The sequence below is a fragment of the Oceaniglobus roseus genome (assembly GCF_002869745.1).
In the GTDB taxonomy this organism is placed as follows: Bacteria; Pseudomonadota; Alphaproteobacteria; order Rhodobacterales; family Rhodobacteraceae; genus Oceaniglobus; species Oceaniglobus roseus.
In genome coordinates this window covers 1-13,631 of sequence record NZ_PNOS01000020.1, presented here as the reverse complement: position 1 = coordinate 13,631, position 13,631 = coordinate 1, and the positions used below count along the sequence as shown (strand labels likewise).

At 68.9% G+C, this 13,631-nt stretch carries 10 protein-coding genes; all 10 read left to right on the top strand.

The features are described 5' to 3' along the window. Positions 1–48: 48 nt before the first annotated feature. The gene (locus tag A7B20_RS11320; RefSeq protein ID WP_102108694.1) at positions 49–1,941 is read left to right on the top strand and encodes an ABC transporter ATP-binding protein; all 1,893 of its coding nucleotides are present in this window, start codon (positions 49–51) and stop codon (positions 1,939–1,941) included. Further along, positions 1,938–3,839, top strand: a complete 1,902-nt coding sequence (locus A7B20_RS11315) for an ABC transporter substrate-binding protein (RefSeq protein WP_102108693.1) — start codon at positions 1,938–1,940, stop codon at positions 3,837–3,839. The genes A7B20_RS11320 and A7B20_RS11315 overlap by 4 nt, the downstream gene beginning before the upstream one ends. Continuing rightward, complete coding sequence (locus A7B20_RS11310) at positions 3,836–4,840, top strand: ABC transporter permease (protein ID WP_102108692.1); 1,005 nt, start codon at positions 3,836–3,838, stop codon at positions 4,838–4,840. Before A7B20_RS11315 ends, A7B20_RS11310 begins: the two co-directional genes overlap by 4 nt. After that, a complete protein-coding gene (locus A7B20_RS11305) occupies positions 4,837–6,012 on the top strand; it encodes an ABC transporter permease (RefSeq protein ID WP_102108691.1) in 1,176 nt (391 codons plus the stop codon). Before A7B20_RS11310 ends, A7B20_RS11305 begins: the two co-directional genes overlap by 4 nt. Before the next feature lie 54 nt (positions 6,013–6,066). Further along, a complete protein-coding gene (locus tag A7B20_RS11300) occupies positions 6,067–7,275 on the top strand; it encodes a glycosyltransferase family protein (RefSeq protein WP_102108690.1) in 1,209 nt (402 codons plus the stop codon). Continuing rightward, positions 7,275–8,534: a glycosyltransferase family 4 protein gene (locus tag A7B20_RS11295; RefSeq protein WP_102108689.1), complete on the top strand. Its 1,260-nt coding sequence runs from the start codon at positions 7,275–7,277 to the stop codon at positions 8,532–8,534. Before A7B20_RS11300 ends, A7B20_RS11295 begins: the two co-directional genes overlap by 1 nt. Beyond that, complete coding sequence (locus A7B20_RS11290; protein ID WP_102108688.1) at positions 8,531–9,670, top strand: glycosyltransferase family protein; 1,140 nt, start codon at positions 8,531–8,533, stop codon at positions 9,668–9,670. The genes A7B20_RS11295 and A7B20_RS11290 overlap by 4 nt, the downstream gene beginning before the upstream one ends. An 84-nt stretch (positions 9,671–9,754) precedes the next feature. Continuing rightward, positions 9,755–12,481, top strand: coding sequence for an ABC transporter ATP-binding protein (locus A7B20_RS11285; protein ID WP_102108687.1), 2,727 nt, complete (start codon positions 9,755–9,757; stop codon positions 12,479–12,481). A 40-nt stretch (positions 12,482–12,521) separates the two neighbouring features. Next, positions 12,522–12,938 (top strand): cyclic nucleotide-binding domain-containing protein, encoded by a 417-nt coding sequence (locus A7B20_RS11280; protein ID WP_172960999.1) that lies wholly within the window; start codon positions 12,522–12,524, stop codon positions 12,936–12,938. Positions 12,939–13,035: 97 nt separating this feature from the next. Then, a partial coding sequence (locus tag A7B20_RS11275) for a lysylphosphatidylglycerol synthase transmembrane domain-containing protein (RefSeq protein WP_157937660.1) occupies positions 13,036–13,631 on the top strand: 596 nt, incomplete at its 3' end.

Here is a 13,631-nt window from a genome sequence, read left to right as displayed (position 1 = left end):
GGTAAGGTCGCGACAGACGGGGTGAGCGCGCGCCGCGCGGGAGAACGGATGGCTGCTGGCAAGGATCTGCTGCGGATCGAGGGGCTGAGCGTCACCTTCCCCCTCATGCGCGGCATGCTGACCGCGGTGGACGACGCGAGCCTCCGGATCCTGCCCGGCAAGGTCACGGCGCTGGTGGGCGAGTCGGGGTCGGGCAAGTCGGTGATCGGCCAGGCGATCATGGGCCTCGCCCCTGCCGCGGCGAAGGTCAGCGGCCGGATCCTGTTCGACGACGGCGCCGGGCCGGTCGACATCCTGAAGCTGCCCCGCGACGGGATCGAGGCGCGGGCGATCCGCGGCGCCCGGATCGGCCAGATCTTCCAGGAGCCGATGACCTCGTTCTCGCCGCTGCACACCATCGGCGACCAGGTGTCGGAGGTGCTGAAGATCCACGAACCCGGCCCCGCCGCCGCCCGACGCCGCGAGACCGAGGAGATGCTGCGCCTCGTCGGCTTCGACCAGCCCGGAAAGGTGTTCGACAAGTATCCGTTCGAACTGTCGGGCGGGATGCGGCAGCGGGCGATGATCGCCATGGCGCTGATCTGCCGCCCGTCGCTGCTGATCGCGGACGAGCCGACGACGGCGCTGGACGTGACGATCCAGGCGCAGATCATGAAACTGCTCGGCGACCTCCAGCGACAGCTCGGCATGGCGGTGCTGCTGATCACCCACGACCTTGGCGTGGTGGCGAACAGCGCCGACGAGGTGGTGGTGATCTATCACGGCAGGATCATGGAGGCGGGGCCGGTCGAGGCGATCTTCTGCAACCCGACCCACGCCTATCTGAAGGGGCTGCTCGGGGCGATCCCGCATTTCGACATGGGCCGGTCCGAACGCCTGAAACCCCTGCGCGAGATCGAGACGCTGGGTGGCGGACTGCTGGCGAAGATGCCGGGGAAGGTGGCTGCGCCGACAGGCAAGGCGCCGGAGGTGCTGCTGAAGGTGCGCGGGCTCTCCAAGACCTTCGGCAGCCGCAAGGGCGACGGCTGGCTGTCCTCCGCCCCGCCCCCTGCCCCCGCGGTGGACGACGTGGGCTTCGACATCCGCCGGGGCGAGTGCCTCGGGCTGGTGGGCGAGTCCGGCTGCGGCAAGACGACGGTGTCGAAGATGCTGATGCGGGCCGTGTCGGCCGACGCGGGCGAGGTGACGTTCGACAACGGGGCGCAGCGGATCGACGTGCTGCGCGCCGAGGGGGCGGAGCTGCGCACCCTGCAACGGCGGATCCAGATGATCTTCCAGGATCCGGTGTCCTCGCTGTCGCCCCGGATGAGCGTGGGCAACATCCTGCTGGAGCCGATGGAGATCCACGACCTCGGCACCAGGGCCGAGCGGGTCGAGGCGGCGCGGGTGCTGCTGAAGGCCGTGGGGCTGGAGGAGAACGCCCTGCGCCGCTATCCGCATTCCTTCTCGGGCGGGCAGCGGCAGCGGATCGGGATCGCGCGGGCGCTGGCGCTGTCGCCCGAGCTCATCATCTGCGACGAGCCGGTGTCGGCGCTGGACGTGTCGGTGCAGGCGCAGGTGCTGAACCTCCTGAAAGACCTTCAGCGCGACATCGGGCTGACCTATCTCTTCATCTCCCACAACCTCGCCGTGGTGAACTACATGGCCGACCGGGTGGCGGTGATGTGGGCGGGACGGATCGTGGAGTTGGCCCCGGTCGAGGTGCTGATGTCGGCCCCCGTCCATCCCTATACCCGCGCCCTGCTGGCCGCAGTGCCCTATCCCGACCTCGGCCGCCCGCTCGACTTCGCCACCGCCGCGCTGTCGAGCCGCGAGGCGCGCAAGATGTGGGCGCCCGCCTTCCGCGAGGGCGACGGCGGCACGCTGGCGCCCGCGGATCTCGGGAACGGGCATTTCGTGCTGGCGAGGACCGGCGCCGACGCGGCGGAGCTGCGCGCATGATCTCCCGCCGCCGGACCCTCGCGCTGATGGGCGCGGCCTTCCTGCCCGGCACCTTGCGCGCCGCCCCGCAGGAGCCCGAGGTCTTCGCCGCCGACGTGGCCGCGGGCCGCCTGCCGCCGGTGAACGAACGGCTGCCGAAGGTGCCGCGGGTGATCGACATGGGGTCGCTCGGCCGGACCCCGGGGGTGCAGGGCGGGACCGTGCGCACCCTGATCGGCGGGCAGCGCGACATCCGGATCATGCCGATCAATGGCTATGCCCGGCTGGTCGGCTACGGCCCCGACCTGGTGCTGCAGCCCGACATCCTGGAAAGCTGCGAGGTGGAGGAGGGCCGCATCTTCACCTTCCGCCTGCGCGAAGGCCACCGCTGGTCCGACGGCAATCCGTTGACCAGCGAGGATTTCCGCTTCGTCTGGGAAGACGTCTACCACGACGAGGAGCTGTCGCCGGGCGGCATCCCGGCCGAGATGCTGGTGGCGGGCGACGGGCCGACGTTCGAGGTTCTGGACGAGGTGACGGTGCGCTATGCCTGGGCGACGCCGGTGCCGGATTTCCTGCCGAACCTCGCCAAGCCCTCGCCGCTGAAGCTGTTCCTGCCTTCCGTCTACATGAAGCAGTTCCACCCGGCCTACCAGACGGCGGAGAAGCTGGAGGAATACATCGAGCAGTTCCGCGTCGACGACTGGACCTCGCTGTTCCAGAAGCAGTCGCGCCAGAACCGCCCGGAAAACCCCGACCTGCCCACGACCGAGCCCTGGCGGCCCCGCACCTCCCCCCCGGCCGAACAGTTCGTGTTCGAGCGGAACCCCTATTTCCACCGGGTCGACGAGGCGGGCACGCAGCTGCCCTACATCGACCGGGTGCTGCTGAACATCTCGTCCTCCGAGATCATCCCCGCCAAGGCGGCGACGGGCGAGGCGGACTTGCAGTACATGGGCCTCAGCTTCAACGACTACACGCTCCTGAAGCGGGCCGAGCGGGTGCAGCCGGTGAAGGTAGACCTCTGGAAGCAGCCCCAGGGCTCGAAGATGGCGCTGCTGCCGAACCTCAACTGCGCCGATCCGGTGTGGCGGGCGGTATTGCAGGACGCGAACTTCCGCCGCGGCCTGTCGCTGGCCGTGGACCGCGAGGAGATCAACAAGGCGCTGTTCTTCGGGCTGGCGCGGGAGAGTGCCGACACGGTGCTGCCGGAAAGCCCGCTCTACCGCGAGGAATATGCGAGCGCCTATGCCGCCTTCGACCCCGAGAAGGCGAACGCGCTGCTGGATCTCGCCGGGCTCGACAAGCGCGACCGCTTCGGGATGCGCAAGCTGCCGGACGGCCGGCCGGTGCAGATCGTGGTGGAGTCGGCCGGGGAAAGCACGCTCGAGACCGATATCCTGGAGCTGATCCACGACACCTTCTTCGACGTCGGCGTGGCGATCTACACCCGCACCTCGCAGCGCGAACTGCTGAGAAGCCGCGCCATGGGCGGCGGGCTTCTGATGTCGGTGGGCATCGGGCTGGACAATGCCGTGCCGACGGCGGACATGCCGCCGCTGGAGCTGGCGCCCACGGACGACGCGCAGCTCCAGTGGCCGAACTGGGGGATGTTCTTCATGTCGGCCGAAAGCAGCGGCGTGCCACCGGACCTCGCGCCGGTGGTCGACCTGATGCAGCTGCTCCGGCAGTGGCGGCGCAGCGCCTCGACGGACGAGCGGGCGGAGATCTGGCACCGGATGCTGGCGATCCGCGCCGACCAGGTGTTCACCATCGGCACCGTGAACGGCGCGCTGGCGCCGCTGGTGCGGGCGGACTGGCTGAAGAACGTGCCGGACGAGGGCCTGCTGGGCTACGATCCCACCAGCTATCTCGGGGCCTACATGCCTGACACCTTCTGGGACGGGAGGCGCGGATGAGCCTCGCGCGCTACATCCTCTGGCGGCTGGCGGTGATGGTGCCGACGCTGCTGCTGATCTCGGCGCTGGTCTTCACCATCATTGAACTGCCGCCGGGCGACTATTTCGAAAGCTACATCACCGAGTTGCAGGCCATGGGTGAATCCGCCGACCTGGCCGAGATCGAGCAGCTGCGGACCAAGTACCATTTCGACGAACCGGCGGTGGTGCGGTATTTCTACTGGCTCGGGGGGATGCTGCACGGCGACTTCGGCTATTCCTTCGAATACCGCCTGCCGGTGTCCGAGGTCGTCGGCGACCGGCTGTGGCTGACGATCCTCGTCTCCTTCGTCACCATCGTCTTCACCTGGCTGATCGCCTTTCCCATCGGCATCTACTCGGCCACGCACCAGTATTCCTGGGGCGACTACGGGCTGACGCTGGTGGGGATGATCGGCATCTCGGTGCCGAACTTCATGCTGGCGGTGATCCTGATGTATTTCGCCAACCAGTGGTTCGGCGTCTCCATCGGCCACCTGATGGACCAGAAGTTCCTGGGCGAGCCGATGAGCTGGGAGAAGTTCCGCTCGATTCTGTCGCACATCTGGATCCCGGTCATCATCATCGGCACCGCCGGGACCGCTGCGATGATCCGGCGGCTTCGCGCCAACCTGCTGGACGAGCTGCACAAGCAGTACGTCACCACGGCGCGGGCCAAGGGGATGGCGCCGGGGCCGCTGCTGCGGAAGTACCCGCTGAGGATGGCGCTGAACTTCTTCATCTCCGACATCGGCTCGATCCTGCCCTCGATCATCTCCGGGGCCGAGGTGACGGCGATCGTGCTGTCGCTTGAAACCACGGGGCCAATGCTGATCAACGCGCTGCAAAGCCAGGACATGTATCTTGCCGGGTCGTTCCTGATGTTCCTCGCCTTCCTCACGGTGATCGGGATGCTGGTCAGCGACATCGCCCTCGCCTTCCTCGACCCGCGGATCCGTCTTGGCGGGGAGGCGCGGAAATGAGCATGCCCCTGCCCCCGCCCGGCGCGCCGCTGCCGCACTACGTCTCGGACGCGCCGTTCGACCCCGATGCCGCCGCGCGCCAGGCCGAGGAGGCGAGCGGGGTCCTGACCACCTCGCAATGGCACATGATCTGGTACAAGTTCCGCCGGCACCGGCTGGCGGTGGTGTCGGGGGTGTTCCTGCTGCTGATGTACGCCAGCATCCTGATCACCGAGTTCCTGGCCCCCTACAACCTCCACACCCGCAACGTCGACGCGATCTACGAGCCGCCGCAGCGCATCCACCTGTTCCACGAGGGCGAGTTCGTCGGCCCCTTCGTCTATGGCCGGTCGATGGAGCTGAACATGGAGACGCTGCGCCGGGTCTACACCGACGCACCGGGCGAGGTGCAGCCGCTGCGCTTCTTCTGCCATGGCGACCGCTACCGGTTCTGGGGGCTCATTGACGCCGACCTGCACCTCGTCTGCCCGGCCGAGGGCGGCGAGATGTTCCTGCTCGGCACCGACCGGCTGGGGCGGGACCAGCTGTCGCGCATCCTCTATGGCGCGCGGATCTCGCTGACGATCGGGCTGTTCGGCGTGGCGGTCAGCTTCATCCTCGGGATCGTGATCGGCGGGCTGGCCGGATACCACGGCGGCTGGATCGACATGGCGCTGACGCGGATCACCGAGGTCTTGCAGTCGATCCCGTCGATCCCGCTCTGGATGGCGATGGCGGCGATCATCCCCGTCACATGGAACCCAATCTTCGTCTATCTCGGGATCACCATGATCCTCGGGCTCCTGGACTGGACCGGCCTCGCGCGGGCCGTAAGATCCAAGCTGTTCTCGCTCCGCGAAGAGGATTACGTCACCGCGGCGCAGGTCATGGGGGCGAAGAGTGGGCGGATCATCTCGCGCCATCTCGTGCCCGGCTTCATGTCGCACCTGATCGCCTCAGCCACGCTGACGGTGCCCGGCATGATCCTCGGCGAGACCGCGCTCAGCTTCCTCGGCCTCGGCCTGCGCCCGCCGATCACCAGCTGGGGGATCCTGCTGACCGAGGCGCGGAACGTGAACGTCATCGCGATCTTTCCGTGGCTGCTGTTTCCGATAGTGCCCGTGATTCTGGTGATACTTGCGTTCAACTTTCTGGGTGACGGTTTGCGCGACGCCGCCGACCCCTATAAGTAGCCCGAAAACCGATCCCCGGCACGTCCGGCGGCACGAGAGACGAAAGGCCGGACGATGAAGACATGGTTCGACGACGCCCGCGTCCTGATGTACTCGCACGACACCTTCGGGCTGGGCCATCTCAGGCGCTGCCGCACCATCGCCCATGCCCTTGTCGAGCGGTTCAGCGGCGTCACCGTCCTGATCGTCTCGGGCGCCAGCATCGCGGGCACCTTCGACTATCGCGCCCGCGTGGATTTCGTGAAGATTCCGAGCGTCATCAAGCTTCGCAACGGCGAATACACCTCGCTGTCCGAGCATATCGACGTCCGGGACACGCTGGCGATGCGCCGGTCGATCATCCGCCACACCGCCGAGACCTTCAAGCCCGACATCTTCATCACCGACAAGGAGCCGATGGGCCTGCGGGGCGAGATCGAGGACACGCTCGCCTTCCTGAAGGCGCGGGGCACGCGGCTGGTCCTCGGCCTGCGCGAGGTGATGGACGCCCCGCACCTGCTGGAGGCCGAGTGGGCGCGCAACGACGTGCTGACCAAGATCGGCCGCTTCTACGACAACGTCTGGGTCTACGGCCCGCCCGACTTCTACGATCCGCTGACCGGCCTCGACGCGCCGCAGGCGGTGCGCGACCGGATGCAGTATACCGGCTTCCTCAAGCGCAGCGCCGACAGCGCGGCCCCTTCCCACAACCGGCCCAAGGGCAATTACATCCTCGTCACCACCGGGGGCGGCGGCGACGGGTTCGACCTGGTTTCGGCGGTGCTCGGGGCCTATCGCGCCGATCCGGAGCTGCCGCACAAGGCGCTGGTCGTGCTGGGGCCCTACATGCCCGCAGAACAGCGGGCGACGCTGGAGAAGGCGGCCGAAGGGCTGGAGCGGATCGAGCTGATCCACTTCGACTCCCGGCTTGAAGAGCTGATGGCGGGCGCGCAGGCGGTGGTGGCGATGGGCGGCTACAACACCTATTGCGAGATCCTGTCCTTCGACAAGCCGGCCCTGATCCTGCCCCGTGTCACCCCGCGGGAAGAGCAGCTGATCCGCACCCGCCGGGCTGAGGCGATGGGGCTGGTCGACATGCTGACCCCGGACGAGGCCCGGGATGCGCCCCGCCTTGCCGGGATGCTGCGCGCCCTGCCCTTCCGCGCGCCGCCGTCGCAGGCGGGGGGCGCGGTGCAGATGGACGGGCTCGACAACATCTCGCGGATGATCGGCGAATGGCTTTCGGCCCGCGGAAGCCGCCCCGCGGCGGTGGCCGGAGAGTAATGGCGGGGGACGCGGGGCCGCGGGGGCCGAAACGGATCGTCGTGATCCTCAAGGGCTATCCCCGCCTGTCCGAGACCTTCATCGCGCAGGAGCTCTACGGGCTCGAGCGGGCGGGCTTCGCGCTGTCGCTGATCTCCATGCGCCACCCGACCGACACCCGCCGCCACCCGGTCCACGACGAGATCCGCGCGCCCGTCACCTACCTGCCCGAGTACCTGCACCACGAACCCCTGCGTGTGCTGCGCGGGCTCTGGCGCAGCCTCCGGCGGCCCGGCTTCCGCGCCGCGCTGTCGGCCTTCCTCGGCGACCTTTCGCGCGACCTTTCCCGCAACCGCGTCCGCCGCTTCGGACAGGCGTCGGTGCTGGCGGCCGAGTGGCCGAAGGATGGCGACTGGATCTACGCCCATTTCATCCACACGCCGGGGTCGGTCGCGCAATACGCCAGCCTGATGACCGGCGTGCCCTATTCCGTCTCGGCCCATGCGAAGGACATCTGGACCTCGCCCGACCGGGATCTCGCGCGGAAACTGGACGGCGCCGCCTGGTGCGTCACCTGCACCGCCGTGGGGCGGGATCACCTCGCGGGGCTCGCGGAGGCGCCAGGCAAGGTGGTGCTGAGCCACCATGGTCTCGACCTGCACCGCTTCCCGACCCCGGACGCGCCGCGCCCGCCGAAGGACGGCACCGGCGCGCCGGTGGAGGTGCTGAGCGTCGGGCGGGCGGTGCCGAAGAAGGGGTATGACCTCCTGCTCCGGGCGCTGGCCGCGCTGCCGGAGGGGCTGAACTGGCGCTTCGTCCATATCGGTGCGGGGACCGAGGCGAAGGCGATGCAGGCGCTGGCGGACGAACTTGGCATCGCGGAGCGGGTCGAGTGGCGCGGGGCGATGGACCAGACGGGGGTGCTGGAGGCCTATCGCGCGGCCGATCTCTTCGCGCTGGCCTGCCGGGTGGCGGGCGACGGCGACCGCGACGGGCTGCCCAACGTGCTGGTCGAGGCGGCAAGCCAGGGGCTGGCCTGCGTCACCACCGACGTCTCGGGCATCGGCGACCTGTTCCGCGACGGCCAGAACGCATGGGTCGTACCGCCGGAAGACGTCGCCGCCCTGTCCGCCGCGCTGGCGCAGGCGATCAGCGATCCCGCCCGCCGCCGCACCCTGGGTCAGGCGGCCGAGGCGCAGGTGCGGGCGGAGTTCGACTTCCACGACAGCATCCGCCAACTGGCGGACCTCTTTGCCGAAGGCGTCGGAGATCGCCCATGACCCGCCCCGCCCCCCGGATCCTGTTCTACGTCCAGCACCTGCTGGGGATCGGCCACCTTGCCCGGGCCAGCCGCATCGCCGGGGCGCTGGCGGCGGAGGGGGCCGAGGTCTGCGTGGTCACCGGCGGCCTGCCCGTGAAAGGCTTCCCGGGCGAGGGGATCGGCCACGTCGCGCTGCCGCCCATCGCCATCGCCGAGGACGGATTCTCGACCCTGGTCGACGCGGCCGGCCAGCCGCTCGACGACAGCTTCCGCGGCGACCGGGCGGCGCGCCTGCTGGAGGCCTTCCGCGGGTTCCGCCCCGACGTGGTGGTGCTGGAGGCCTTTCCCTTCGGCCGCCGCCAGGTCCGGTTCGAGCTTCTGCCGCTGATCGAGGCCATCGAGGCGACGAAACCGCGCCCCGCCCTCGTCAGCTCGGTCCGCGACATCCTCCAGGCGAGGAAGCCCGAGCGCGACGCCGAGACGGCGGAGCTCGTGCAGCGGCACTTCGACCGGGTGCTGGTCCACGGCGATCCCGGCTTCGTGCGGCTGGAAGACACCTTCCCCCACGCCGCCGCCATCGCCGACCGGGTGGCCTATACCGGTCTCGTCGCGGCACCTCCGCCCGAACCCTCGCCCGACCGCTACGATGTCGTCGTCTCGGCAGGCGGCGGCGCGGTGGGGGCGGCGCTGATCGGGGCCGCGCTCGACGCCGCGCCCCGGCTTCCCGCGCTGAAGCGGTGGTGCGTGATCTCGGGGCCGAACCTGCCCGAGCGGGACTTCACCCGCCTCTCGGCGCAGGCCCGCGACGGGGTCGAGGTGGTGCGCTTCCGCGCCGATTTCCCCGCCCTGCTCGCCGCCTGCCGCCTCTCGGTCTCGCAGGCCGGCTACAACACGGTCTGCGACATCCTCCAGGCCGGATGCCGCGCGGTGCTGGTGCCCTTCGCCACCGGCGGCGAGACGGAACAGACCGAGCGCGCCGCCCGGCTTCAGGCGATGGGACGCGTCCGGATGCTGCCCGAGGCCGAGATCGGCGGCGAAACGCTGGCCCGAGCCATGCAGCAGGCGATGGACAGCGTCCCGGCAGATGTTTCGGGCCGTTTGCGCCTTGACGGAGCGGCACGATCGGCACATCTCCTTACAACTCTCGCCACATGACATGACATAGCCGCGTTGCGCCCCACGACGTTCCGGCCTCTGCGTTGCGGGTGCTGAAGAGTTTCAAGTTGAAGGCCGCCGTCGATGGAGCCGATCCTTTCCCGCTACATCTGGACGAACACGAAGCGCCAGCAGCTCTGGATCCTGCTGGTGGTCGGGGCGTCGATGATTCCCTACTACATGGCGTTCAACCTGCCCAAGCTGATCGTCAACGGCCCGATCCAGGGCGAGGGCTTCGAGACGCCGGACGCCACCCAGACCTTCGGCAACATCACCCTCGACCTGCCGTGGCTCGGCCAGGTCGAGCTGTTCCAGGGCATTCCGCTGGAACGGCTGCCGATGCTGCTGGCACTCAGCATGGCCTTCCTCGCGCTGGTGATCGTCAACGGCCTGTTCAAGTTCTACATCAACACCTACAAGGGCCGCCTCGGCGAACGGCTGCTGCGCCGCATCCGCTTCGCGCTGGTGGACCGGATCCTGCGCTTTCCGCCCGCGCGGCTTAAGGCGCTGAAACCGGGCGAGATCTCCAGCATGGTGAAGGACGAGGTCGAGCCGCTGGGCGGCTTCACCGCCGACGCCTTTGTGCAGCCCGCGCTTCTGGGCGGGCAGGCGCTGACGGCGCTTCTGTTCATCTTCATCCAGCATTTCTGGCTCGGGATGCTGACCTTCGGCGTGGCCATGGTACAGGTGCTGGTGATCCCGAAGATGCGCCAGCGGCTGATCGTGCTCGGCCGCGAACGGCAGCTGACCGCGCGCCAGCTGGCGGGCCGGGTCAGCGACATCGTGACCGGCATCGACACGATCCGCGCCCACGACACCACGAACTTCGAGCGGGCGGACATCGCCCACAGGCTCAGCCGGATCTTCCGCATCCGCTACGACATCTACCAGTGGAAGTTCCTCGTTAAGTTCCTGAACAACTTCCTGGCCCAGTTGACGCCGTTCCTGTTCTACAGCTTCGGCGGCTACCTGACGATCAAGGGCACGCTGGACGTCGGCCAGCTGGTCGCGGTCATCAACGCCTACAAGGAGCTGCCGGGCCCCCTAAAGGAGCTGATCGACTGGGACCTGACCCGCCAGGACGTGCAGGTGAAATATGAACAGGTGGTCGAGCAGTTCGAATCCGACGTGCTGATCGACGCCGACCTGCAGTCTCCCACGCCCGATCCCGACGCCGCGTTCGGCCATCCGCTGAGCGTGCGCAACGTGTCGCTGGTGGACGACAGCGGCAGCCTGGTGCTGGACCAGGTGTCGCTGAAGATCGAGACGGGCGAGCGGGTGGCCTTCCTCGGCCCCTCGGGCAGCGGCGGCGGGGCATTGGCCGAGGCGCTCGGCCGGCTTGTCTGGCCGACCTCCGGCAACATTCTCGCCGGAGAGCACGACCTGCTGCACCTGCCGGAGTCGCTGGTGGGGCGGAAGATCTCCTATGCTTCGGGCGAGGGGCACCTGTTCGACGGCACGCTCGAGGACAACCTGCTGTATGGACTGAAGAACGAACCCCGGGTGCCGCGCGTCTATACCGGGCGGGCGCGCAGGCTGCGCGACTGGGAGGTGATGGAGGCCGGGCTTTCGGGCAACCCTGTCTTCGACCTGAACGACAGCTGGATCGACGAGGCCGCGATCGCCCGCCACACCGGGGAGGCCGATCTGCTGTCCTCGGTGATGGCGGTGTTCGACTGCGTCGGCCTGTCCGACGACGTGCTGGACATGGCGCTGCACACCACGCTGGACGAGGCGCAGCGGCAGACCCTGGCCGAGCGGATCGTCGCCCTGCGCGCGCCCCTGGCCGCGGCGCTGCGCGAGGCGGGGCTCGGCGCCATGGTGTCGCAGTTCCGGCCGGGCTGCTACAACAGCGGCGCCACGGTGGGCGAGAACCTCCTGTTCGGCCAGCTGACCGGCGAGGAGGATTCGCTGCGCCGGATCGTGCGCAGCCGCTTCTTCCGCGAGCTGATCTTCAGCGACGGCATCGGCGAGGACCTGTTCGCCATGGGCCGCGCCATCGCCGAGATCACGGTGGACCTGTTCCGCGACATGCCGCCCGACCACGTCTTCTTCCAGCGCATGACGCTGATGCGCCCCGAGGAGATCCCGGATTACACCGCCCTGCTGCACCGGCTGGAGGGCAAGTCCTTCGCCACCGCCGCCGATGCCGACCGGATCGCGCTGATGCGCCTCGCCTTCTACTACAACGAACGCTGGTTCCGTTTCGGGGTGCTGGACGAGGCGCTGATGCGGCGGATCGTCGAGGTGCGCGGAAAGATCCACGCGGGGATGCCGGATGCGCTGAAACCGCTGATCGAGGTCTACGAGACGGGCCGCTACATCCGCTCGGCCACGCTGCTGGAGAACCTGCTGTTCGGCAAGGTCGACACCTTCCAGAGCGATGCCGAGCGCAAGGTCCGCACGGTGGCGAGCGAGGTTCTGGGCCGCGACCCCGCGCTGTGCCGCGACGTGCAGACCATCGGCCTGTGCTACGGGATCGGGCCCGCCGGCCGCCGGTTGCAGGCCGTGCAGCGGCAGAAGCTGAACCTGGCCCGCGCGATGATCCGGCCCTCGGACTACTATATCCTGAATCAGCCGCTGACCGGGCTCGACGCCGCGGCGCGCCGGAAAATCCGCGTGGACGTGGTGGATTTCCTGGCCGGACGCCCCGACCGGCCGGGCATCGTCTGGGTCACGGCGGACGAGGCGGACGTCGACGGCTTCGACCGGATCGTGCGGTTCGAGAACGGCTCGGTCGTCTCGGATCATTATTCCGAGACATTCTCACGCGAAAGTGCTAGGACTGAAGGCGTAGAGGCCTCGGCCTGACCGCTCGGGGTCTTCGCAAGGAGGGTCCGTCATGATGTGCATGAAAGACGAAGTCCAGATCCTGAAGGCCGTTCCGCTGTTCGCGCGGATGCCCGTCCAGAAGCTCCGGATGCTCGCCTTCACGTCGGAGCGGGTGCATTTCGCGCCCGGCGATCCCATCGCCCGCGAAGGCGAGATGTCCAGCGTCGCCTATGTCATCCTCTGCGGCGAAGCCGAGGTCAGCGCGCCAGCCGGGGTCGGCAGCACCGTCAGCGGCCTGATCGGAGAGCGGGACGTGATCGGCGAATCCGCGCTGCTGTGCGAACGCCCCCGCATCGCCAGCGTCACCGCCAAGACCGAGGTCGTGGCGCTGCGCGTCAACCGCGACTGCTACATGCGGCTGGTGGCGGACTGCCCGCATTCCACCGCGCAGACGATCCGGCTGCTCGGCGAACGGATGAACGCCACCCTCTGCTAGGTCCGGGCGGCCCCGAAGCGCCGGGGGTGCCGGGGGGCGTTCCGAATCCGGAAACAGTTTCATAGTATTGCCCCAATGCTCCTCTAGCGGTCGGGCAATGATCGAGTCAGCCCCCTCTCCCGCGCCCCGACGGCGCAACATCCGGCGCGACCGCCTGCTGCTGGGCGGCCTGCTGGCGCTGATGCTGGTCGGCCTCGTCGGGCTCGGCAGCGCCACGGGCTGGTCCGAGGTCGCCCGGCAGATCGCGCGCATCCGCCCCTGGCAGATCATCGTGCTGCTGGCCCTGAGCCTCGCCAACTACCTGCTGCGCGGCCTGCGCTGGCACCTCTTCGCGCGGCGGCTGGGGCTTGGCACGGGACTTCGGCGGAACCTCCTGCACTTCCTCGGCGGCTTCGCCATGTCCGTCACCCCCGGCCGGGTAGGCGAGCTGGTGCGGATGCGCTGGCTCTACCGCGACACCGGCTGGAGCTTCGAGCGCACCGCGCCCCTGGTGCTGATGGACCGCGCCGGGGATCTGGCCGCCATGGGCCTGCTGCTGGCCCTCGCGCTGTCGCTCTCGGCCACGGGAATCGCCGGTGGGGTGCCGGTCACGGTGCTGGCGCTGATCGGCGCGGCCGTCGCCACGCGGCCCGCGCTGCTGGCGGCCCTTGCCGACGCCGGGCACCGGCTGACCGGGCGCTGGCCGCGGCTCTT